At 40.9% G+C, this 22,743-nt stretch carries 19 protein-coding genes; 13 read left to right on the top strand and 6 right to left on the bottom strand.

Annotation, left to right across the window (positions count from 1 at the left end; translation table 11 throughout):
• Positions 1-3: 3 nt before the first annotated feature.
• Entirely contained in the window at positions 4-810 is an 807-nt protein-coding gene (locus L1264_RS11425; RefSeq protein ID WP_235404022.1) for a substrate-binding periplasmic protein, read from the top strand.
• A gap of 2 nt (positions 811-812) precedes the next feature.
• Positions 813-1,283 carry a DM13 domain-containing protein gene (locus tag L1264_RS11430; RefSeq protein WP_199527803.1) on the top strand — a complete coding sequence of 157 codons (471 nt, stop codon included), beginning with the start codon at positions 813-815 and terminating at the stop codon, positions 1,281-1,283.
• Positions 1,284-1,371: 88 nt separating this feature from the next.
• Here the strand turns inward: L1264_RS11430 and ahpF are convergent, their stop codons facing one another.
• From ahpF to L1264_RS11450, 4 genes are all read right to left on the bottom strand, one after another.
• Complete coding sequence (ahpF, locus tag L1264_RS11435; RefSeq protein ID WP_135926911.1) at positions 1,372-2,952, bottom strand: alkyl hydroperoxide reductase subunit F; 1,581 nt, start codon at positions 2,950-2,952, stop codon at positions 1,372-1,374.
• A 155-nt stretch (positions 2,953-3,107) separates the two neighbouring features.
• A complete protein-coding gene (gene ahpC, locus L1264_RS11440; protein ID WP_135926910.1) occupies positions 3,108-3,677 on the bottom strand; it encodes an alkyl hydroperoxide reductase subunit C in 570 nt (189 codons plus the stop codon).
• Positions 3,678-3,886: 209 nt separating this feature from the next.
• On the bottom strand, positions 3,887-4,390 hold the full coding sequence (locus L1264_RS11445; protein WP_138557779.1) for a 2,4'-dihydroxyacetophenone dioxygenase family protein: 504 nt from the start codon (positions 4,388-4,390) through the stop codon (positions 3,887-3,889).
• 47 nt (positions 4,391-4,437) lie between these two features.
• Positions 4,438-5,439: an NAD-dependent epimerase/dehydratase family protein gene (locus tag L1264_RS11450; RefSeq protein ID WP_138557780.1), complete on the bottom strand. Its 1,002-nt coding sequence runs from the start codon at positions 5,437-5,439 to the stop codon at positions 4,438-4,440.
• A gap of 148 nt (positions 5,440-5,587) precedes the next feature.
• Between L1264_RS11450 and L1264_RS11455 the strand changes: the two genes are divergently transcribed.
• The 7 genes from L1264_RS11455 to L1264_RS11485 all read left to right on the top strand — a co-directional run bounded on the left by L1264_RS11455 (position 5,588) and on the right by L1264_RS11485 (position 11,654).
• Positions 5,588-6,601, top strand: coding sequence for an AraC family transcriptional regulator (locus L1264_RS11455; RefSeq protein ID WP_135926907.1), 1,014 nt, complete (start codon positions 5,588-5,590; stop codon positions 6,599-6,601).
• A gap of 103 nt (positions 6,602-6,704) precedes the next feature.
• Positions 6,705-7,385, top strand: coding sequence for a hypothetical protein (locus tag L1264_RS11460; RefSeq protein WP_199527804.1), 681 nt, complete (start codon positions 6,705-6,707; stop codon positions 7,383-7,385).
• Between the two features lie 9 nt (positions 7,386-7,394).
• A complete protein-coding gene (locus tag L1264_RS11465) occupies positions 7,395-8,930 on the top strand; it encodes an AMP-binding protein (protein ID WP_199527805.1) in 1,536 nt (511 codons plus the stop codon).
• Between the two features lie 81 nt (positions 8,931-9,011).
• Positions 9,012-9,431, top strand: coding sequence for a DUF3429 domain-containing protein (locus L1264_RS11470; protein ID WP_199527806.1), 420 nt, complete (start codon positions 9,012-9,014; stop codon positions 9,429-9,431).
• A 54-nt stretch (positions 9,432-9,485) separates the two neighbouring features.
• Positions 9,486-9,857, top strand: coding sequence for a hypothetical protein (locus L1264_RS11475; RefSeq protein ID WP_135926903.1), 372 nt, complete (start codon positions 9,486-9,488; stop codon positions 9,855-9,857).
• A 4-nt stretch (positions 9,858-9,861) separates the two neighbouring features.
• Entirely contained in the window at positions 9,862-10,662 is an 801-nt protein-coding gene (locus L1264_RS11480) for a class I SAM-dependent methyltransferase (RefSeq protein ID WP_199527807.1), read from the top strand.
• A 2-nt stretch (positions 10,663-10,664) separates the two neighbouring features.
• Positions 10,665-11,654 (top strand): Gfo/Idh/MocA family protein, encoded by a 990-nt coding sequence (locus tag L1264_RS11485; protein WP_199527808.1) that lies wholly within the window; start codon positions 10,665-10,667, stop codon positions 11,652-11,654.
• Between the two features lie 16 nt (positions 11,655-11,670).
• On the opposite strand, the gene L1264_RS11490 is transcribed toward L1264_RS11485, so the two are convergent.
• On the bottom strand, positions 11,671-13,026 hold the full coding sequence (locus L1264_RS11490; RefSeq protein WP_199527809.1) for a flagellin N-terminal helical domain-containing protein: 1,356 nt from the start codon (positions 13,024-13,026) through the stop codon (positions 11,671-11,673).
• 289 nt (positions 13,027-13,315) lie between these two features.
• On the opposite strand from L1264_RS11490, the gene L1264_RS11495 reads away from it, so the two are divergent.
• The 4 genes from L1264_RS11495 to L1264_RS11510 all read left to right on the top strand — a co-directional run bounded on the left by L1264_RS11495 (position 13,316) and on the right by L1264_RS11510 (position 20,318).
• Positions 13,316-14,887 (top strand): methyl-accepting chemotaxis protein, encoded by a 1,572-nt coding sequence (locus L1264_RS11495; protein ID WP_138557787.1) that lies wholly within the window; start codon positions 13,316-13,318, stop codon positions 14,885-14,887.
• A gap of 212 nt (positions 14,888-15,099) precedes the next feature.
• Positions 15,100-15,984, top strand: coding sequence for an EamA family transporter (locus tag L1264_RS11500; protein WP_138557788.1), 885 nt, complete (start codon positions 15,100-15,102; stop codon positions 15,982-15,984).
• Between the two features lie 167 nt (positions 15,985-16,151).
• Entirely contained in the window at positions 16,152-17,798 is a 1,647-nt protein-coding gene (locus L1264_RS11505; RefSeq protein WP_199527810.1) for a hypothetical protein, read from the top strand.
• A gap of 441 nt (positions 17,799-18,239) precedes the next feature.
• Entirely contained in the window at positions 18,240-20,318 is a 2,079-nt protein-coding gene (locus L1264_RS11510; protein ID WP_199527811.1) for a TonB-dependent siderophore receptor, read from the top strand.
• Between the two features lie 46 nt (positions 20,319-20,364).
• Here L1264_RS11510 and L1264_RS11515 read toward each other — a convergent pair whose 3' ends face one another.
• The gene (locus L1264_RS11515; protein ID WP_199527812.1) at positions 20,365-22,545 is read right to left on the bottom strand and encodes an extracellular catalytic domain type 1 short-chain-length polyhydroxyalkanoate depolymerase; all 2,181 of its coding nucleotides are present in this window, start codon (positions 22,543-22,545) and stop codon (positions 20,365-20,367) included.
• Positions 22,546-22,743 lie beyond the last annotated feature (198 nt).

The raw sequence follows: 22,743 nt of genomic DNA on the forward strand, positions 1-22,743 counted from the left end.
TAAATGAATAGAACAATATTTATTTTATTGATGGTATTCGCGCTATTCATTAAACAGAGCTTTGGTCAAGAGCAAATTGTTATTCAACTTGCAAAACCGAGCTATACCGACGCGGTAAAAAATCAATACATCCACGATATTCTCATTAAAAGCTTCGCCGCAATGGGCGTAGACGCTGTATTAATGTACAACACCCAGCCAATGAATGATAAACGTATTATTGAACAACTTAGTCATAATAAAACAATTACCTTAGCTTGGCTGTCTTTCCCTTATAAGCAACCCACTTCATTAGTTAACACCACAATTCCTTTATACAAGGGTTTGCACGGTAAGCGTTTGCTTATTATTCGGGGTGATGACCAAGCAAAGTTCAGTGCAATAAAAAGCCTTGATCAATTAAAACCATTAATTGCATTACAGCAGCAAAGTTGGTCTGATTATACGGTGCTAAGAGACAATGACTTAACTGTTAATGGCGAGCTTGATTATCCTGGCATGATCAAAGCTCTAGAGACAGGTTTTGCCGATTACTTTCCACGCTCAGTACTGGCTATTGGCACTGAACTCAATAGACTCAAACAGTTCAACTTTATCGTTGCACCAAACATTATGCTGCAATATCCCAGCGACTATTACTTTTACTTAAGCAAAGAGAATCAACACATTAGGGATTTGCTAGAACAAGGTATGCAAAAGCTAAAACAATCAGGTGAACTTGAGCGGCTCTATTTGCAATATTTTGGTGATGTTGAAAAACAATACTCTTTAAATCAACGCCACACCATAACGCTAAAGAACAAGGAGTAAGCATGCTAAAAGCAGTGCTAATTATCATCATGGCATTGGCTATTTTTGCCATGGGTTTTATGGCTGGGGTTTACAGTTTGCCTATTTTAACGGAGCAACCAGCGCCCGATGTTGCTATTTTGAAGCAGCATCAAGATAGAGCTCAGTTTAGTGCCGCGTTTAAGCCAGACCTTAAAGGCTCAGATCGCCTTCATTATGGTGATGGGATGCTCTATCTAACAAATGATGCTATTTCTATGCAAGGTACTTTATCACCTGGACCTGACTATCAACTTTACTTATCGCGCAATTTTGTTGATAACGAAGCTGATTTTTTAGCACAAAAAGGAACCATGCAACGTGTTGCAGGAGTACGTTCATTCAATGGCTTTAAATTAGTTGTGCCACAAGGTATTGATGTCAGCGATTACAATACAGTGGTTATTTGGTGTGAAAGTTTTGAGGAATTTATTACTGCAGCACAGTATCAATAGCTGGATTAATAAAAACAAAGCCGCCTTTGGAGAGGGCGGCTTTAAAGCGGCAGCTATGGGTGTGAGCTGCCTAATCAAGAGTCGCTAATTAAGCTGCATCTTCAGTGCTTTGTACCTCTTCGCTGTGGCGAATTAAGTAATCAAATGCGCCTAAACTGGCCGTTGCACCACTGCCCATTGCAATAATGATTTGCTTGAACGGCGTTGTTGTTGCATCACCTGCCGCGTAAACACCCGGTAATGATGTTGCACCTTTGCTATCAATTTCGATTTCACCAAAGCGAGTTAGTGATAACCCAGAATCTTTTAACCATTCAGTGTTTGGCACCAAGCCGATTTGCACAAAGATACCTGCAAGCTCAAGTGATTTTTCATCGCCAGAGATACGGTCAATATAGCTTAAGCCTGTTACTCGTTTACCATCACCAACAACTTCTGTCGTTTGCGCATTTTTGATAATCGTAATGTTGTTTAAGCTATTTGCTTTACGAATAAGGACTTCGTCAGCACGTAAAGTATCAGCAAATTCGAGCACGGTAACATGCTCAACAATGTTAGCAAGGTCGATTGCAGCTTCAATACCTGAATTACCACCACCGATAACCGCTACCGCTTTGCCTTTAAATAACGGACCATCACAGTGAGGACAGTAAGCAACGCCATGACCGCGATACTCTTTCTCACCCGGTACATTCATTTCGCGCCAGCGGGCACCGGTTGCTAATACCACTGACTTAGCATTTAAAACCGCGCCATTTTCTAGCGTGATTTGATAATTACCTTGCTTAGTAAGTGATGCCGCACGTTGGTTTTGCATAACATCAACGTCGTATTCTTTTACATGCTCTTCAAGTTGAGCAACTAATTTAGGACCTTCGGTCGCTTTCACTGAAATAAAGTTTTCAATTGCTAAAGTATCTGAAACCTGACCACCAAAACGCTCTGCAACCACGCCCGTGTTTAAGCCTTTACGTGCTGAATAAATTGCCGCAGAAGCCCCTGCCGGACCACCACCAACAACAAGTACGTCAAATAACTCTTTGTCGTTTAGTGCTTCGGCTTGGCGTGCAGCCGCTTTGGTATCTACTTTATTCAAGATATCAGTCAGATTAACTGCACCTTGACTAAACAGCTCGCCATTTAAATACACCGCTGGCACCGCTAGGATATTGCGCTCATTCACTTCGTCTTGGAACAAAGCACCATCAATCATAGTGGCCGTAATGTTTTTATTGTGTGCTGCCATTAAGTTAAGTGCTTGCACTACTTGCGGGCAGGTTTGACAACTTAATGAAATATACACTTCAAAGTTAAGCGGCCCAGGTAATGATTTAATTTGTTCAATTTCACTCTGTGATGCCTTACTTGGATGACCACCTGTGTGAAGAAGTGCAAGGATCAAGCTGGTGAATTCGTGGCCCATAGGCACACCCGCAAATGTAATTTGCGTGTTGTTAATAGGTGAAGATACCACCATAGACGGACGTCGTACGTCTTGGTTAGGGTTATCTCGCACCGAGAATTTGTCGCTTAACGATGCTAAATCGTTTGCTAAGTTTTTAAGTTCTGTTGATTTATTGCTGTCATCCAAGGCGATAAGCAGCTCAACAGGGCTGGTAATAGAAGCAAAGTGGCTTGTTAATTGGTTTTTGATATTCGTATCTAACATGGCTTAGCCCTTGAGTTCAGAATAAATAATCTAGAAAAATTTTGGGTATAACTGCCCACCACCCGCTAATGTGCTTAATGTGAGTTGTGATGGGCAATTAAGGTTGCATTGGGATAGCAAAGCAAAGCTTTGCTATCGTTTAATGCCGTGGCAAATTAGATTTTGCCAACTAGGTCTAATGAAGGAGCAAGTGTCTCTTCACCTGGCTGCCATGATGCAGGACATACTTCACCGTCGTGGTTAGCAATGTACTGTGCAGCTTGTACTTTACGAACTAACTCTTTCGCGCTACGGCCGATACCTAGGTCGTGAGTTTCGATTACTTTGATTTCGCCTTCAGGGTTCATTACGAATGTACCGCGAAGTGCAAGACCTTCATCTTCAATCATCACACCGAAGTTACGTGTAATACGACCTGTAGGGTCACCAATCATTGGGAATTTGATTTTACCAATTGTCTCAGACGTATCGTGCCATGCTTTGTGAGTGAAGTGCGTGTCGGTTGATACTGAGTAAACTTCAACACCCATTTCTTGTAGTTGCTCGTAGTAGTCTGCAACATCACCAAGCTCTGTCGGACATACAAAAGTAAAATCTGCTGGGTAGAAGAAGAAGATTGACCACTTACCTAGCACGTCTTTTTCTGTTAGTTCTACAAAGTCACCATTGTGGTAAGCTGTTGCATTGAATGGTTGTAGTTTTGTGTTAATTAATGAAGTGCTCATAGTATTCCTCATTGATGTATTTAAAAAAGTTTAATTAACGCAGCCTTGCGTCTGCTTGATTAATACAATAGAGGTGTGAGCGATTAAAATAAAATTGATTGTTTAGATTAAATTGATTTGTTTTTTAGATTAAACTACAAATAACCCGTAATAAATATAAAGCCCTCAATAGCTTACTGTAATTAAGGGCTTTGCTTCAGGGAATAAAATTATTTACTAAAGCCGTATAAGCTCTTAGGTTTAATGTAGTTAGGCTCAATTCCTTGCTCTTTTGCAGCTGCTAACATCACTTGCTCAATCCAACCTGCATCCATAATGTTCATATAGTTGCCATCAGGGTCAAAGTTGATGTTAGATCCCATAACCACCATAAAGGTATCTGTCACTTCAGTGTTGTCTTCAGGTACTTGAAATTGATGAATCGAACCGCCTGGCTCAAATAAATAACTGCCCGCTACTTGTAAATCGTCTGGATATTCAGTGTAGTGCCAACTTCCCGCTAACGTATATAAGTGTACAACACCAGTATGAAAATGTTTTGGTAAAACCGTACCTGGTTCAAATAAAACACGCAAAACCCATACTCCATTTTCAGAATCCAGCATCAGTGGGTAGATATGCACGCCCGGTAAGGCGTTTTTAATTAGCTTTTCATCATTGGTATGAATTGTCAGTAAGAAATCTTGATGGTTAATAATATCTGGTAATGCCATATGTGTGCCCTCTTTTCAATTGCTTTCAATAAGTTAACTAGTTGTCTTTAATTTGCTTCTACGGTATTAGTGCGTGGCTCTTCTTTACAAAGCCCTTGCTCATACGCCCACTGCAACGCATGTTGCATACCTTGCTGTAAGGTAAATTCAGGTTGATAGCCAAAAACACGGTGCGCTTTTTCACTACTATATGCCGCACTTTTTCGGCTTAGCATGCGCATAGTTGATGGATTGATATCGGTGGTTTTACCAAAAAGGTGATAACACCACTCTATAAAGCCCGTTAGTTTTAGCACTAAGGACAAGTTCACAACTGTGACGTGCTTTTTCCCTTGTGCTTGCGCTAAATAATTAAAATAAGTTTGATTAGTTACTTGCTCTGGGCCTGATAGATTAAAAATCTCACCATTTGCCCCCTCGCTCATGGCACTTTGATAAATGCCTCTCACTAAATCATCAATATAAACAGGGCCGAACATGCCCTGTGGCACCATAAACGTGCCTTTGGCGATTTCTTGCAATGGGTAAGCTATCCAAGGCTTTGAACCAGGGCCATAAACATCGCCAGGACGAATTATTGTTACATTGAGTTTTTTACTGGCGTGATAGCTTAGCGCTAAATGTTCACTCATCATTTTTGAGTCGTTATAGGCTCGCCCATCAGGTAACAAAGGCGCATCTTCTTTAATATCTGTTTGCCAATTACTGCCATAAATGGCAGTCGACGAAATATGAATAAAACGCCTTACTGTGTTTGCTGCGACCGCTGCATCAAGTAAGTTTTTTGTCCAGCCTACATTCGCCTGCCATGTTTGCTTGTAACTAAACGCATTTGAAACAATTGCCGCAGTATGAATAACCAAATCACAGTCATTCAATAATGAACGCCAGCCAGCAGGCTCATTCAAGTTACCTGCAACAATATTGAATTCTTTACAGGGCGTTAAATCAACGCCGCATACATCGACTCCATTCGCTTTAAAGTAGCGCGCCAGCGTGCGGCCAATAAAGCCATTACCACCACTTATAAAAACTTTTGAGTAGTTCATTGTGTGTTCCTCTAAGCACGTTAAAGCCTCAATTGCATTTAGCAGGCCATTTGGTTAATACATTGTTAAACTTTAATGACCTTTATTACTTTACTTTTTACGCAAAATTTTTTACTTTTTACGCCAGCGCACTAAAAAAGAGCAAACTATGCCTCGCAAAACACACACACCCGACCTAATTAGAGCATCTGCTTTACATGGCTATGTCGAACTGATTGAAAGTAAATTAGTAAACCCAGATGCACTATTAGAGCGCGTAGGCTTAGACAGAAAACAACTCATTGAGCCCAATAATTTTGTGCAATATCAGCAGCTCATTGAGTTACTAGAAATCACAGCGAAAGAATTAAATCTGCCCTATTTCGGCCTAGAGCTAGGTCGCTGGCAAAGTCTCAACATCTTAGGTTCGGTTGGTTATTTGATGGGTAACTGCGAGACTCTTGAAATGGCGTTAAAAAACTTAACCAAGTACTATCATATTCATCAAAATAGTGCTGATCTGTTGCTCGAAAGTGGCCAAGACTTTGTAAAACTGTCTTTTTTAGTGCGCAGTAGTTTAAAAGTCGGTGTATATCACGGAGCAGACCTAGCTCTGAGTGTTGGGGTTAATCTTTTAAAACAATTAACCGATGACCAAATAAAACTTCACCGCTTAGAACTGCCTCACAGCTGTGATGCAAACACCAGTGTATACCGCCAAGCCCTTGGTCAAATACCAGTATTTAACTGTGCTCATACCGCATTAGTGTTTGAGAAAAAATACCTAAAGTTGGCCATTAAGAACTCAGATAAGCAGTTGTTTTCTATTCTTAGTCAACAACTTGGACACCCGAACGAGTCTAAACGCGAAAATATTTGTGAACATGTTGAAGTGCTTATAAAACAATATCTACTTCATGAACAATTTGGTGTTAATTTAATCGCTGAAAAGTTGTCAATGAGTGCGCGAAGTCTACAGCGACATTTAGCCCAGTATGACACAACATTTCGCGAACTCGTTGATGAGGTTCGTTGCAATTTAGCTCACCAATATTTAACTGAATCAAGCCTAAGCTTATCAAACATTTCAGATATCTTAAGCTTTTCTAATTACAGCGAATTTACCCGAGCATTCAAACGCTGGTATGGCATGCCACCAAAAGACTATCGTAAGTCACATTGATTATAATGGCGCAAAAAGCTAAAAACAGGTCGTATAAAGTTAATTAATTGGTTAACAATTTATATATATTGACTAGCTAGTTTCGCTAATCAGTGGTCGTGTAATGTTAAGAAGAGTGTTTATTACCGGTAGTAATAGTGGTATTGGGTTCGAATTAGCAAAGCAATATATTCGTCGTGGTGATGATGTTGCGTTATTCGACAAGCAATTTAGCGATATAACAAAGCAAACCTTGTGTAGCCTTGCACACAGCAATCAATATATAGAATTTTTTGCCACCCATATCTGCGATATTGAAGGGTTACAAATCCAAGTAAATAATGCAATTGCCGCTATTGGTAAACCTGAATTGGCAATTTTTTGTGACCGTTCGGATGAAATAACCAACTGTGATCACGCTCTTGCACTACGAAACATTGCCACAGTTATAAGCCCAGAACTGGCGATGAATAGCCACCTTGCATTAATGGTTCCTGTTACAAATAAAGCTCAAGTTTCACCAGAACAAAGTGTATTGATACTTGCAAAGGAACTACGCCAAACGTTTAAGCCAAACAAAATTAAACTCAGCTTGATGTGTTTCAACAAAGCACATAACGCCTCAGAAAGTGCTGCAGACACAGCTAAGCAAATAGTAAAAAGCTTAGATAAACAAAAACGAATGGTGATCCTTGGCTTACAATCTAAACTAACTTATGTCATGAGCCATTATTTACCTAATTGGGTTATGGACTCTGTAATGGATCGCCTCATCAAACAACAACTAATAAGAACAACACGCTAAGGAACAACCATGAACACACATGATAACCTCACGCAATTGATAGACCAAACATGTCAAACCTATGCAGAACTCCCAGCCTATAATAGTGCGGGTAAAACACTTACTTATTCACAAATCGAACAGCAATCTCGTTACTTAGCTCAGTGGTTTCAACAGCAAAGTAACCTTAAGGTTGGCGACCGAATCGCGATCCAATTGCCTAATATAGTTGACTACCCTGTTGTTACTTATGCTGCATTTCGTGCCGGATTAATCGTTGTTAATACCAATCCGCTTTACACTGCTCGTGAAATGCTTCATCAGTTCAATGACGCAGGCGTAAATGCCATCGTAATACTGGACGCACTCACCGATAAACTAGCCACTATCATTAGTCAAACCTCCATAGAAAAAGTGATTGTTACTTCAGCAGTGGGTGAACCTTCACTGCAACCGGGCCAATTATCATTACCTGAACTCATTCACCGAGGGGAAAAACTCGCTCCACTTAAACCACACCAAGCAAGCCGTGATGATATTGCCGTTTTGCAATATACGGGGGGAACAACAGGAGTTGCTAAAGCTGCAATGCTTAGTCATGGCAATATCTTAGCTAATGCCGAGCAAATGAATGAACGCTTTGACGAAATTTTAACCCCTGGCCAAGAAACGGGTATTTGTCCGCTTCCGCTTTATCATATTTACGCCTTTACGGTGAATATGGTTGGCCTATTCGCAATGGGGCAATTTAATGTACTTATCCCAAATCCTCGTGATTTAGATGTCTTAGTAAAGCAAATTGAACCATTTGAAATTAATTACTTTTCAGGCATTAACACCTTATTTATTGGCTTGTGTATGCATCCTGGTTTTAAAGCCCTGAATTTTTCAAACCTAAAAATGACAGTCTCTGGGGGCGCAGCTCTAACACACGCAGCTGCTGATGCATGGATGAGCACCACAGGTTGCACAATCACAGAAGGCTATGGCTTATCAGAAACCTCGCCAGTTGCGACGTTAAACGACTTTAAAAAAGAAGAGATTGGCAGTATTGGCCGCCCATTATCAAACACCACAGTTGAGATTTGGGATGAAAATGATGAACCTGTTGCTGACGGTGAGTCTGGCGAGATAGTTGTTAAAGGCCCACAGGTGATGATGGGTTACTGGCAACGCCAAGATGAAACCGATAAATGCATGAAACGAGGTTTTTTCAAAACCGGTGATGTGGGTCTGAAGCTACCAAGTGGTAATTATAAAATTGTAGACCGTTTAAAAGACATGATTATTGTCTCTGGCTTTAACGTGTACCCTAACGAAGTTGAAAACGTACTTTGCCAGCACCCGGCTATCTGCGAAGCGGCCGTTATTGGTGCAAAAGATGAAAAAACCGGCGAGCGTGTCTGTGCCTACATAACCTTGAAAGAGCAGGTTGATGAGCAACAAGTGACTGATTATTGCCGCGAAAACCTAAGTGCTTATAAAGTACCTAAGTCAATCGTTTTTATGGAGCAATTACCAAAATCAACGGTAGGCAAAATTTTACGTCGTGAATTACGCCAATAATAAAGCGATCGTTTTAGCCGCCTAACTGGTATAAAATAACTACGAGTAATTTTATACCAGTTAGGCGGCTTTAAGGTCATTATGGAAAAGTTTATTAATCACATTCAACTTGGTTACTTGGGTTTATTACCGTTTTTAGGCTGCGTTGGTTGGCCACTTATCGCAGGCAGTAGCGCAGTTAATTTAGAATTTTTCACCTTTTACAGTATTGCTATTTTGGCCTTTATGGCTGGTAACTTATGGCATGCAGGCCAGCAAAGCCATGCAGATGCAATCAAAGCGATTATTCCTATTTTACCTATTGGCTTTTTAAGCTTTTTACCAACACCATGGGCTTTAGGTTGGTTAGCAGCAAGTTTTTGGCTTGTATTATTATTCGAGAAAACTTCACCGCAGTGGCAAAATTACCATGTTGATTACCAGAAAATGCGATTTGTTTTAACCTCAGTCGTTTTTGTTTGTCACATCTTTGTAATTGGCATCAGCATCTATCCTGAGTAGCCCTTTAGCCCGGTTTGCGGTAACATCCGCGGCTCAGTTTCTTAAGGACTTGCTATGATAGATCAATTGCGCGCCAAACTAGACCTACTCGGCGAAAATTACGTTGAAAAAGGCGCTCACTTTAAAATTAAAGTGATCCCCTTTTTTTGTGCTATCCACATTAAAAAAGATCACAAAAACCAAGGTACTTTAAAGATATATTCTAATCAGTTGATTGAGATATTTTTAGCCACCATGTTTTTGCTTTTCGGTTTAATGCTCTTTGACACCGACGCAGGGTTTACGCACGGTCCTATCCATATCGTTATTGCCGTTTTGATTAGCTTTAACTTGATCTTTAAACAAATTGCCATTGAAGGGCTAAAAACTCGTTTAGCGCTTTGCCCAAAAACTGCAGTTGAAACAGCGCCAGAACAAGGCAAATAACGACATGTTTTTAGACCCAAGTTGGCGCATTTTGACGGTAGGCGATGGTGATTTGTCATTTTCGCACGCCATAGCTCGTCATATAAAACCAACCAAGCTTGTTGCTTCGACTTATGATGATGCAAACACTATTGAGCAAAAATATGCCGACAATGCACTAAGTGCATTGCAACAACTAAATGTAACTACACTCACTGAATTTGATGTAACAAAGCCAGACTCGTGGCTGCACTTAGTCGATGCACGTTTCGATGTAGTTATTTTTCAATTTCCACTTATACCCGCATTTAAAGGTGAGGCAGCATTTAAAGCAAATACCCAACAAGGTGGTATGAATGTTTTAAACCGTGCCTTGTTGCATCGCTATCTAGACTACGCAAGCCAATTTGCATTAGATAAAAACGGCCCGATGCTTTGTTACATCACCTCTAAAGATGTAAAACCGTATCGCGAATGGAATATTGAAGGCAGCTTAAATCAGGGGCTAAACTGCCATTATTTAGGCCAAATGCCATTCGATATTAATTTATTCCCAGGCTATAAAATTCGCAATGTTGACCGTGATAAACATGTAAAAGACACCAGTGGCATTACCTATGTATTTAGCGAAAAAACTGACAACAACATTACAGCTAAGCTGACTTTACCCGCTTATTTAGGTGATAAGCACTGTGCATTATGTCGCGTTGGCCCTTATATGGCACAAGAAGACGAAGACAAACATTTGTTAAGCAAAAAGCACAAACAGATGGAAAAATTTGAACAGGATTGGCAAGCATGGCTTGCACAAAACAACGAGGAGTAACCATGAACTTTGTGATTGTAGGTACCAATTTTATAAGCGACACGCTTTTGAGCGCAGCCAAACAAATTGAACAATTCTCCTTGTATGGCGTTTGCTCTCGAGAGCAGCAAACAGGTGAGTCTTTCCTTGCAAAGCACGACATGACAGACGCTAAAGTGTTTACCAATATTGAACAAGTATGCCAAGACCCTCTGGTCGATGCCGTCTACATTGCGGCACCAAATAGCTTACACAAAGACTATGCTGTTATGTGTTTAAAAGCGGGTAAACACGTTTTAGGTGAAAAGCCTTCGGCAGCAAACAGCGTAGAGCTTGAGCTGATTATCGAAGCAGCTAAAGAAAATCAACGCTTATACATGGAAGCGATGATGACCACGCATTTACCAAACTTTGCGCGCTTAAAAAATGCTCTTACTAAAATTGGCGTACCTCGCAAATATATTGGTCAATATAGTCAGTACTCATCACGTTACGATAAGTATAAAAATGGTGAGCGCCCAAATACCTTTTTACCGGAGTTTGCTAACGGCGCATTAGTCGATTTAGGTATTTATCCGCTGTATATTTTACTCGCTTTATGGGGCGCGCCTCAGAGTGTAAAAGCCAGTGGTGTGTTACTTGAAACCGGTGTTGATGGCGCCGGCGATGTATTATTAAATTATGCCGATAAACAAGCAGTAATAAGCTACTCTAAAATCTCACAAGGCGATAATTTTACTGAAATTCAAGGTGAAAAAGGCCGTATCCGTATCGAAGCTATCTCTTTATTAAAGCGTATGCAATATATTGGTAACGATGGCACGGTCGAAGAACTCTCTGAGCCATTTGATGAACACTTTATGCGCCATGAAGTAAGCCACTTTATTCAAGCGGCCAATGCAGGACAAATTGAGTCATCAGTTAATACCCATACACTTTCAAAGCAAGTCATGGCAGTGCTTGATGAAGCGCGAAGTCAGCTTGGTGTTGTGTATCCTGCAGATAAAAGCTAATAGCGTTTAAGGGCAACTATTCTAGTTGCCCTAACAAACTCAAAATTCCATTCTTAGTAATATCTCTTGCTTGCATAGCAACACTAACACTCGCTTTCTGAACAATATCTAGAGATACTTTTTCTGCCATTACTTTTGCAAAATCAGTATCTTCAATTCGCTGATTTGCTGAGCTTAGCATCGACGATTGATTAGATTGATTGCGCATAGTTGACTCAATGGCGTTCATTTTTGCACCGATTTCAGCTCTAAACCCACCGATACGCGACAATGCAGTGTCGATTCTGGCAATTGCATTTTGAGCCAAGTCTTCGCTGCTTATAGTAATGCCGTCAATCGTTAAAGAGCCAGCACTGGCATCGATATCTTCAAATATAATATAACCATCTTCGCCGACCGCTTGGTCTGTTGATGTTACCATCATTGGACCATCACTTGATTCAGCAGATGATGAATTTAAACTCCCCAAAGAATCCCAACTGGCAGTAATTCGAAACATCCCCGAGCCAATCACAGTCAGAAGCAGCGGCTCGGTTACATTATCAATGAATATTTCTTCATTTGAACTTCCTGAGCTTGGGTTACCATTCCCCGAGTAGGTAAAGTTCATTCCGTTAATTGTTTGACTATTTACAGCTGGGAAATTAAAACCTCCCCCCGTAAATAAATTGCCATTGCTATATGTTTCTGTTCCTTGGTAACCATTTGCTGGAGTAAATAGATTTGCTTCAATTCTAGATTGCACAGACGATAAATCTTGCCCCACTAAATGCTCGCCAGTTTGGGTAAATAGATTTAAATCATCATTCGCACCATTATCATTTATTTGAATTCTAACGTTCGTTGAACCTGCAGGTATTAGGCCTAAAGAAACATCCCCTGATCTCATTCCTTGCTGAACATTATTAGAAAACACCTCATTCAATACAGGTACATTATCTAAATTCGTCTCTTGCTCAGGCTTAGACATTAATGGTTTTTTACCAAAAATTTCTGTATTGGCTACAACGCTGTTTATATGATCTCGTAACTGTGAAAACTCTTCATTTAACGCTTCCCTATCGATATCTGTATTTGAGCCATTTGCGGCTTGAAGGGCTAAAGTTCGCATGCGTTGAAGCGAGTCTGTTAGCTCGGATAAGCCAGCATCTGCCACTTGCCCATAGCTGATCCCATCTTGTAAATTTCTAAGCGTTTGCTGCTTTACTGCTATTTGCGTTGTTAATCTATGGCTTATTTGTAGGCCTGCAGCGTCATCTTTAGCAGAGTTTATACGCTTTCCAGAAGCTAACTTCTCATAGGTTGAGGTGATAGATTGCGTATTTTGCAGTAAATTTGGCGTTCGTAGTCGTGGCGAATTGATCGTCAACATTTTGTCTTCCTTGGCAAAAAGGCTAGACACAGCAAAACTCATACCATTTTATTAATAATTAAGACTTTTAACTTTCCTTAAATTAACCTTTTTAATAAATAATCATTTGTAACAATATTTTTTGCGGTTGAAGGTTATTGCACTATGTTTAAATCATGCATTATTTAATTTGTGAGAATTAGCCTTGTCTATACGATTTTTATTAAGAGCGGTTTTTGCGGCTACCATTACCCTTGCAACCGGCCTACTCCTCATAATTTTATTTCTACAATCAGGACAAGAAGAAAGTATGGAGTCGGCGCAACAGCGTTATGAGCTAAGCCACCTTGCTAAGTTTTCATCTTCAAATTCGATTCACCTTACAGAACTTGCTCGTCAACATGTTGTAACCTTAGACCCTCGCTATAAAGTGGAATACCAAAATCTTGTTGATCAAATTCAAGGAAAAGCTGCTTGGCTTAATGGCGAAAAGAAAAGTTATGTACAGCGCTTAAGAGCTTTTAATGTGGCTGCTGATGATTTAGCTCTCTTGCAAAAATCCAACGACTTATCACTCAAACTAGTCGAAACAGAAGAAAAAGCATTTAGCCTAGTCAGTGATTTGCTTGGTCGTGATACAAATAACTTAACCGTAAGCGAACATAAAAGATGGGTGCAAGCTATCGAGCTTTTAACCAACGCGGCTTACATGGCAGAAGTTGAGAAAATTCAGCAACCCGTGAAAGCATTTTTAAGTTCAATTGAGAAAAAAAGTGCCGCAGAAGTAAAAAGTAATCATGACCGTGTGGTCACCTTAAGTTTAACTAGCACCGTTTTAGTGCTGACCATTATAGCTACCTTGATAGTGTGTTACTGGCAATTAGAGAAAAAAGTGATTAAAGCAACCCATGCCTTAATTGATGAAGCTAAGCGTATATCTGAAGGTGATTTATCTTGTTATATTGACCATAAAGCTGATGACGAAATAGGTCAGCTTGCGAGCACCTTTAACGTTATGGTTGATAAGCTTTCCCAGCTTCTTAAAGAAATTCATGATCATTCAGAGCAGGCCCAAATAGCAGCAAAAAGCCTCGATGAAATTTCACGACAGGCCAAAACGTTGAATGATATGCAAAGCCAAGCAATTGAAGTGATTTCAAGCTCTGTCTATGAAAACTCAACAGCCGTTAAAGAAGTTTCACAAAACTGTGCAGAAGCAGCAAACAGTGCGACCTCTGCCAATCAAAAAACCAAAGAGGGTTTGCAAGTTGTACAACAAGGAGTGAGCTCTGTTGAGTCAGTGGCCGATACCTTAACCAAATCACTAACAGACCTTAACCAACTAGAAGTCTCAGTGAATGAAGTAACCGCTATTTTAAGTGTTATAAGTAACATTGCTGAACAAACTAATTTACTGGCACTTAATGCCGCAATCGAAGCTGCAAGAGCCGGTGAACAAGGGCGAGGGTTTGCAGTTGTTGCTGACGAAGTAAGAACTTTGGCTAGTCGTACGCAAAGCTCCACTCTTGAGATCCAAGATAAAATTAACTCGTTACAAACGGCAACCAATGCTGTGACGCAAAGGATCCGCGCAAGTGATACGCAAATAAAAGAGGCGGTGGTAAATTCAGAAAAAGTGGGCCATATGCTAGATGAAATTAGCGTGCAAGCAAAAGCTATTTCGGATGCTAATATGACCATTGCTTCTGCATCTGAGCAGCAATCTCAAGTGACCGAAGAAATAGCCCAACGCTTAAACGAAGTACAAGACACCAGCCGAAAATCACAGCAACAAACGCAAAGCATATCGGATTCATCGAGTAAACTGGCAAGCTTGGCAAATAATTTAAACAAGCAGATAAATCGTTTTAAATTGAGCTAATTAAAAGATAAATTATGCTGGCTTTAATTAACTTAAAGGCAGCATAATCCAATCTAATTTAGACTACATTTTCCGCAACTTGACGTGTTCCGTTACGCACACAACAGCTTTATCGATAATCCATGTCCATTTAACGAAAAACATTTCTTATCCCACAAAACATCAGTAAAATCGCCGCAAACTTAAGCTCTTAATAATTCATAAGGACAGTGATGCAACGCACCATCCCACCGTTTTTTGTTGCTGTTATTTGCGTACTTCTTGCAATGGTTACCATTCAATCGGGAGCCTCTGTTGCAAAGCAATTATTTCCTGTAATAGGCCCTGAGGGAACCACTGCCCTACGCTTGGGTTTTTCAGCTGCCATTTTGTGCCTTGTGTTTAAACCTTGGCGCGCGCTTCCGCCAATGGGTCAACGCATGCCGATTATCATCTATGGTCTGAGCTTAGGTGGTATGAACATTCTATTTTATTACGCAATTGAGCGTATCCCTTTAGGAATAGGTGTTGCGCTTGAGTTTACCGGTCCCCTTGCAGTTGCTTTACTTTCGTCACGTAAAAAGCGCGATTTATTCTGGGTAGCCTGTGCTATTGCAGGCATTATTTTATTATTACCTGATATGAAAGGCGAAGACAGCCTCGACCCCGTCGGTGTGATTCTAGCCCTTGCGGCTGGTGCCTGTTGGGCGTTTTATATTTTGTTCGGCAAAAAAACAGGTAACCAAGGCTCTGGCGGGATGACGGTTGCTATGGGGATGAGCGTTGCCGCGATTGTACTTGTGCCTTATGGCGCAGCTTCACAAGGCGCAGCACTCTTGAGCTGGGAAGTTCTGCCGCTTGGTATTTTAGTCGCCATCATGTCAAGTGCGCTGCCATACACTTTAGAGATGGTTGCGCTGCGTAATATGCCAGCACAAGGCTTTAGCATCATGATGAGCCTAGAACCTGCTATTGCTGCACTTGCTGGATTTATTATTTTAGCTGAGTTGCTTAGTGTATGGCAGTGGTTAGCGATTTTATTGGTTATCACGGCTTCTGTTGGCAGCTCAATGTCTCACTCATCGGAGCAGGATCAGAAAAGTCAGAAATGTGATTGATTGACTCTAAAAGAGCCTGTTTTTAATAGTAAAGGATTAATTTCAAGACTTAAAAACAGCTTTTCTCGGCATTCGTAAAGTTACTGTTCTCACTATAATGCTCATTATTAATACAAGGCTCACCTTTTTGCTTTGTATCCTAATGTACTAACTAGTGGAATATACGAATGTCTAAGAAAAATAACTTGTTATTATCGACCCTTGTTGTTGCTGGTGTTATGACAGCAAGCAATGCAACTGCAAATAGCTGTCAGGGCGAGTTGTTTGCGATGAATTCAGGCCGAGGCGAACTTGGCATTATGTTTAGCCTAGACGAACAAAATAAAACAGCTAAAGCCGATTCAATCGCTAAATTTAGTTCATCGGCTATTGCTTATGATGAAACAACAAACCGAACTTATTATGTTTCATCACCTATTCCACTAGAGTACAAAGTTGATACCTCTCACCTTAATATTAGTGAAGAGCAATCATCACAGTTGCCAATCCAAGGCGAAAAGTTTAAATATAGTCGTTTAGCGTATTTAGACCATGCTACAGGTGAGCATGTTTCTGTTGGCAGAACGAGTTCTGTTATTGGTTTAACCTATGATCCTCAAACTGACTCATTAATTGCAGTTAGTTATTCTAAGCTACTAAAAATTGATAAAAATACAGGTAGTACAACTGAGCTTGCAGACTTTAGTGATGTTGAAGGCTTAAGCCGAGCTGATTTAGTTATCAAAAATGGCGAACTTTTCCTGATCACTGCGACATCGGTTTACAGTGTTGATCAAAGCAATTATCAATACACAAAGCTTGCTGAACACAACTTAGTAAATGTTGGTGGTGCAACACTGAGTCAAAAAGGTGACATTATCATCAGTCGCTCAGTTATCAATGACCATGGTGACAAAAACGAATCAAAACTTTATAAATTAAGCCCATACACGGGTAAATCATGTTTTGTTGCAAGTTTGCCTTTACGTATCAATGATTTAACGACTAATACGCAAAATACGACGGAATGTTACACCCAAGCGCCTTGTTTAATCGAGAACGAAGGTATCGCTTATTATTCAGAAAAAGTGATGGACCAACTGGGTGCCAAATGGAAGTCATTCGACTTTGCTGACCAATATTTTACAGCACCGGCTATCTTCACATCGGCGCCTACTAATAATGATCCTAATGGTGGAGCGCTAAGATTAACCAATGTAAGCGACAATAGCTATGCTGTCTCATTTCAAAAATGGCAATACATCAAAGATGCGCATAAAGATGTTGAGTCGTTTGACTTTCTAGCAATGGATGAAGGCCGTTACACTATGAATGATGGCACTATTGTTGAGGTTGGCAGCTTTATGTTAAGTGGCACGAGAGAATATAAAGCTGTTGAGTTCAAAGACTCATTTGCAAAACAGCCATATTTGTTTTTACAAGTACAGACTTTCAATGGAAGCCATACCGTTTATACGCGCGCTGCTAACCTAACGAGCACTGGATTTGATGCAGCATTTTACGAGCAAGAAAGCTTGAATGAAGGACACTTTGCTGAGCGTGTTTCGTACCTTGCTATTTTACCTGGTTCTGGTACATCTGGAACGCTAGAGACTGTTGCAGGCTACAAAGAATACAGTCTTCACGAAGCTAATATCGATCATAGTGGTGGCCAGATTGGTAATCACTTCTATATGCTTCAAGAAGAGCAATCTCTTGATTCAGAAGTCCTTCACTCTAGAGAGCGTGTGGTTGTAATGGATATTGAAGAGGTAAGTCTTGCCCAAACTGTAACGCTAATAGGTCATGATACGTATTCTCTGCGAAGAAAGTAAAATACCCCGAATTTAAGGCGCCAACTGGCGCCTTTTTTGTGTTTACTTCATTTGAATTTCATTAATTGGCATTAAAGCTTAATTATTTTTAAAAATAACACCTTTCACTACTAGCTTTAAAATTAGCTTATTTATAGCTTTATAGGCGTCCCAGCTAAAGCAATCGAGGTTCAATTTCTGAGAACAACTAAGCAACAAATTTTTGCCTAATATCACTCAGGTTTTATTACCTAAAAACACTTCTCTTAATTAGCCGAATTAATATAAGCACCTCAAGAGCATTTCAAAAACTAATTTTTTAAACTTATTTGTATTAACATATCACCATTTGCGATAAATGGTGATGATAGTTATTATCATTTGTGATAACTTACCCGCAAATTGTTTCCTTATCAAACACAAAAACCCTAAAAACCAGCTAAATAACACGCGGAGATAAAAATGAAATTCACTCAGTTGCCTGTTGCAACCGCTATTCTTTGTGCACTGTTCCCTCAAATCAGTTTTGCAGAGCAAACAGCTGACGTAGAGGCAAAGCTCGAAAAAATCGAAATTGTTGGCATACGTCAAAACCGTATTAGTGAAGGAGCGACAGGTTTAGCGCTAGAAATTGATGAAACGCCGCAATCTATCAGTGTGATCTCTGCTGAGCAGCTAAAAAATTATTCCGCTTTTAACATTAATGATGCTTTACGCTTAGCCCCAGGTATCAATGTTGAAGAGTGGGAAACTAACCGTACCAACTATACATCGCGTGGTTTTGAAATTAAGAATACACAAATCGATGGGGTTGGCTTACCAAATGACTGGGGGATCGTTACCGGCGCAATGGAAGCATACGGCTACGAAAAAATTGAAGTTATTCGTGGTGCCAATGGCTTACTCACTGGTGTAGGTAATGCATCGGGTACCCTTAACTATGTACGCAAACGCCCTAAAAACGAAAACGGCGGCGAAATCGGTGTCTCTGTTGGCTCATGGGATTTTAAACGTTTACAAGCTGACTACTCATTATTATTAACCGAATCAGGTAGTTGGGCTGCTCGTTTTGTGGCTGCCGCAGAAGATAAAGAATCATACCTAGATGGCCTTGAGAACAATCGCGAGTTTTTCTCTGCGGTGGTAGATGGTCAGCTTACTGATAACTCAACGGTTACTATGGGTTACTCATATCAAGACGCTGATACCGATGGCAATACTTGGGGCGGCCTTGTTTATAACTACACCGATGGTACGCAAGCTAAATGGGATGTCAGCGACACAACCACACAAGAGTGGACAATGTGGGACACCATTAACACTTCAGCATTTGTTGAATACAACTATATTTTTGCAAACGCGTGGCAGCTTCAAGCGAGCTACAACTTACGTGGTTTTGAAGAGCAAGACAAACTATTTTATGCCAGCGGCAGCATTGATAAAGACACCAATCTTGGCCTAAGTGGTTGGCCGGGTCGTTATGATAGCGAAGTGGATGCAGATTTATTTGAAGTAAAAGCATTTGGTGCCTTTGAATTGTTTGGTAAAGAGCACCAAGCAAGCTTTGGAGTAAGCCATGCAAAAAGTGATGATGTGATGTATCAACACCCATTTGATTTTGCAAATACACCGGCTTATGGACCAACCCCTGCATTTCCATATGATTTAGATGCGATCCCAGAACCTGATTGGTTAACACCGGTTCTTTATTCAGATATTGAACAAAAGCTAACCCGTTACTTTGGCTCGGCTCAGTTAAATATTACTGATGAATTATTTACCGTGGTTGGTTTTAACGCTATTGAATTTGAACGCTCAGGTATGAATGCCGGTGCATCAATCGATAATGACGAAAGCGAAACAAGCCCATATATCGGTTTTACCTATAAGTTAAACGACGATTTAAACTTATATGCTAGTTACTCAGATATTTATCAGCCTCAAGAGCAAGCTGATTACAACGGCCAATATTTAGCACCTACCAAAGGCACTAACTTTGAAACCGGTGTTAAGGCTTCTTGGTTTGATGATGCCTTAATGACAACATTTGCTTATTTTACTGCAGAGCAAGATAACTTTGCGCAATATGCGGGCCTCACTGAAGATGGTATTTATTACTATGAAGGCGTGTCTATTGAGTCAGAAGGCTATGAATTTGAAGTCACAGGTAAAATCACCGACGCTATGAATATCGTCGCATCTTATACACATATTGATGTAACTGATGAAAATGGTGATGACACTAATAAATGGGCACCTCGCGATGTTGTCGGTGTAACAGTAGATTATACGTTAACAGATGCAGTGGTTGTTGGTTTAAATGGTCGTTGGCAATCTAAAATCGAAAGCACTGATTACAATGTTAAGCAAGATAGTTACGCCCTGCTAAACGCCTTCGCGCGTTGGAATATTAATGACCAAGTTGCAGTACAGGCAAACGTTAATAATATTACTGATGAGCAGTACATTAATAGCTTACAAACCGTGGGTTATTATGGCGCGCCAACAAACGGTAGCCTAACTCTGACCTATAAGTTCTAAACCCTGCTTAGAAAAAAGTGTCGCCCGGCTGGGCGACACACATCTATTAATTAGGGCAATTGCCTAATTCATAATACCCAGCACTAGTTTGCGCTAAAGTACTGGTATAAAAAGTGTTATAAAGACCTAGGTTATCACCTGAGCCCACCGCATAGGCGTAAGAGCCATTGGTGGTTGCGCGGTTTGCTTGCACATGTGCATAGTTGCTTGAAGTGGTTTCGCTGCATTGGTAATCACCATTCGGTGTTGAGTCACACGCATCACCCACACCATCTGCATCACTATCTATCTGATCACTATTGGCCACCAGCGGACAGTTATCTAGGCTATCACTGACACCATCGCTGTCGGAGTCACTCGTTTCACCATCTGGAGTGCTGTCACACACATTACCAACCCCGTCATTATCGTTATCGGCTTGATCAGCATTCGCTACATTCGGGCAATTATCTGCGCCGTCGAGCACACCGTCGTTGTCTGCGTCATTAGTCGGTTCGGTGGTAGTTCTGCATGCCTGTAATGGCCCTGCACAACTTGAGTCATCATCAGCAATCCACTGACATTGATTGGTACCCGCTGAATACTCGCGCATAGTAAATGCAGCGGTTCCAAACGCTAAATAACAGGCAGAATAACCTTCGCCCCAGCTAATATGGCCTTCGTTGATATGAAGATTGTAATCGCCTGTCACGCCAGCATCGATGACAAAACTAATGCTATCTGTTGATGTCAGCAAAGTATCATCGCTCGCGGTGATCACTGCGGTATTATTGCCACCAGCCAAATTGCATTGCTCAGCAAAGTACTCAAGCCCATTTACTGTAGCCGTCACATCACCATTGCTAAAACTTACCACAACGCTACTTAAGTTTTGATTATCATCAATCACCGTGCCCGTTACTGTAGCGCACTGCCCGTTTACACTTGCCGCAGTATCACTCAGTACCGGTGCTGTAGCCGCAGGTTCTGGCCCTACACGTACCGTAAGATTAGCTTCATCACCTTGTTTCGCTTCGTTATCTGTGGCACTTACACGCACTTCATAAAGACCATCACTGAGTGCACTTGTCACCCCGCTAAAGGTATTATTCGCATCGACTTGCACGTTCAGTGACTCAATTAAGCTTGCCGCGCCACCGGCTAGGCTATACACGTTAATATCAACATTCGTTACACTGCCTTCTGGGTCGATTGCACTGCCAGTAATGGTGAGCTGGTTATTATTGTCTGTGGCAGTTAAATTACTAATTTCAGGGCCTGCATTACGATCAACTCGTTTATTATTAGCCGCAAAGTACTCACCGAGATAGGTTGCAAAATTAATGCTGTTTGCCGCAACATAATCGCCAGACGCACCTTGCCCGCCCGACCACGAGTGATCCAAATTATTAAACCACAGCATAGCAACCCGATTGTCTTGCCAAAGTGACAGCTCAGCGGTACGCGTTGCATCATCACTTATTGTCGTCGTGCCTGAAAGTTGATTCACCCCATAAAGCGCAGCAAAGCCATCTGCGTTTTGCTGGTTATAACAGGTATTGACTGTGGTATCGGCAGTGCCGTGACCTATTGCCGCTATTTGGGTGGCAAAATGATCTTTATAACTACCAGCATAGCTTTCACAGCGGGATACAAAGGTGTTTTCAGAAACTGTTTCACAAGTCGAAATTGCCCCACTTGAACTTGTGCCGATGGTCGGCCCGGCGCTTGGTGCAACCCCGGCAAATACATCAGGCGCTACACAAGCCGTTTGCGCAGCCATTGCCGCCCCAGATGATAAACCTGCAATGTACACTTGTTTAGGGTCAATATTTCGCGCCGCATCACCACTTAATGTATTGGCTAAATTAATCAGATTTTTATAATCGCCAGAGCTGCGATTGATTGCTCCTTGCCAATATGACCAGCAGCTATAGCCTGCTTTATTCATAGCATCAGGAACGGCTATTACCATGCCATGGGCTTCGGCTGCATCTTCAAGATTCGCAGTTAAGTAGTTATTAATGGGTTGTACGCAGCCATGCAGTACCAGCATCAAAGAATGGCCATTGCCTATGCTTGATTGCGTATCAGGAGTGTAAATATGAACATTATTAAAACCGCCGATGCTGACATTTTGCTGCCAACTCCCTGCAAAACTTGGCTGTGAGAAAATAGCAGCACAGAGCACTGCGAGCGGAGTAAACGACGCTGATTTTCGTTTACATAATTGTGTTACTTTTTGCATATATCGCCTTTATAGTTGTTATCATTGTTGTCTGTCAGTTGATGACTAACCCAATGTAGTAGAACTATTAAAAAAGCGAACTATAACTATAGTGTTATACAACCATTAAAAAAACAACCCAAAAGTAGCGTCACTCGATTTATTGTTATTTTTAAAATTAAAGCCAATCATATTAACAAAGCCAACATAACTCGTTGG

Source organism: Pseudoalteromonas sp. APAL1, assembly GCF_021532475.1.
Taxonomy (GTDB): domain Bacteria; phylum Pseudomonadota; class Gammaproteobacteria; order Enterobacterales; family Alteromonadaceae; genus Pseudoalteromonas; species Pseudoalteromonas lipolytica_C.

Bases quoted from the DNA above. Each gene is read 5' to 3' on its own strand.
- ahpF (WP_135926911.1), bottom strand. From the start codon at position 2,952: ATGTTAGATACGAATATCAAAAACCAATTAACAAGCCACTTTGCTTCT.
- L1264_RS11425 (WP_235404022.1), top strand. From the start codon at position 4: ATGAATAGAACAATATTTATTTTATTGATGGTATTCGCGCTATTCATT.
- L1264_RS11430 (WP_199527803.1), top strand. From the start codon at position 813: ATGCTAAAAGCAGTGCTAATTATCATCATGGCATTGGCTATTTTTGCC.
- L1264_RS11455 (WP_135926907.1), top strand. From the start codon at position 5,588: ATGCCTCGCAAAACACACACACCCGACCTAATTAGAGCATCTGCTTTA.
- L1264_RS11490 (WP_199527809.1), bottom strand. From the start codon at position 13,026: ATGTTGACGATCAATTCGCCACGACTACGAACGCCAAATTTACTGCAA.
- L1264_RS11500 (WP_138557788.1), top strand. From the start codon at position 15,100: ATGCAACGCACCATCCCACCGTTTTTTGTTGCTGTTATTTGCGTACTT.
- L1264_RS11495 (WP_138557787.1), top strand. From the start codon at position 13,316: ATGGAGTCGGCGCAACAGCGTTATGAGCTAAGCCACCTTGCTAAGTTT.
- L1264_RS11465 (WP_199527805.1), top strand. From the start codon at position 7,395: ATGAACACACATGATAACCTCACGCAATTGATAGACCAAACATGTCAA.
- L1264_RS11485 (WP_199527808.1), top strand. From the start codon at position 10,665: ATGAACTTTGTGATTGTAGGTACCAATTTTATAAGCGACACGCTTTTG.
- L1264_RS11475 (WP_135926903.1), top strand. From the start codon at position 9,486: ATGATAGATCAATTGCGCGCCAAACTAGACCTACTCGGCGAAAATTAC.
- L1264_RS11505 (WP_199527810.1), top strand. From the start codon at position 16,152: ATGTCTAAGAAAAATAACTTGTTATTATCGACCCTTGTTGTTGCTGGT.
- L1264_RS11450 (WP_138557780.1), bottom strand. From the start codon at position 5,439: ATGAACTACTCAAAAGTTTTTATAAGTGGTGGTAATGGCTTTATTGGC.
- L1264_RS11460 (WP_199527804.1), top strand. From the start codon at position 6,705: ATGTTAAGAAGAGTGTTTATTACCGGTAGTAATAGTGGTATTGGGTTC.
- ahpC (WP_135926910.1), bottom strand. From the start codon at position 3,677: ATGAGCACTTCATTAATTAACACAAAACTACAACCATTCAATGCAACA.
- L1264_RS11510 (WP_199527811.1), top strand. From the start codon at position 18,240: ATGAAATTCACTCAGTTGCCTGTTGCAACCGCTATTCTTTGTGCACTG.
- L1264_RS11515 (WP_199527812.1), bottom strand. From the start codon at position 22,545: ATGCAAAAAGTAACACAATTATGTAAACGAAAATCAGCGTCGTTTACT.
- L1264_RS11480 (WP_199527807.1), top strand. From the start codon at position 9,862: ATGTTTTTAGACCCAAGTTGGCGCATTTTGACGGTAGGCGATGGTGAT.
- L1264_RS11470 (WP_199527806.1), top strand. From the start codon at position 9,012: ATGGAAAAGTTTATTAATCACATTCAACTTGGTTACTTGGGTTTATTA.
- L1264_RS11445 (WP_138557779.1), bottom strand. From the start codon at position 4,390: ATGGCATTACCAGATATTATTAACCATCAAGATTTCTTACTGACAATT.